The organism is Pseudoalteromonas sp. MER144-MNA-CIBAN-0113, from assembly GCF_040308965.1.
GTDB lineage: Bacteria > Pseudomonadota > Gammaproteobacteria > Enterobacterales > Alteromonadaceae > Pseudoalteromonas > Pseudoalteromonas tetraodonis.
Genome location: NZ_JBEOOG010000545.1, coordinates 1 through 243 on the forward strand (window position 1 = coordinate 1; position 243 = coordinate 243).

The 243-nt window shown below is 40.7% G+C and carries 1 protein-coding gene; it reads right to left on the minus strand.

What is annotated here, in order from left to right; translation table 11 throughout:
* On the minus strand, positions 1-243 hold a 243-nt coding region (locus AAEY57_RS20865), incomplete at both ends, for a BatD family protein (RefSeq protein WP_350608768.1).

Consider the following 243-nt stretch of genomic DNA (forward strand, 5'->3'; position numbering starts at 1 on the left):
CGCTAATACGGTTCATTTTAGTATTAAACCAAGGCAGCTGTATTTTAGGTAAAGTGTAAGTACCTGGTTTTTGCGGCAGTAATGCATACGATGCAGTTTGCTGTGATACAACACGTCCGTCACGTACTGCATTGTTATTTTCTTTTTTATCAGGGTAGCTGCGTATGCCATCAATGGTAGGCATAGAGATTTCAGGTAATTGCTCTTTTGTAACCCCAAGCGCTGTAAGTGTAATAGTACGTG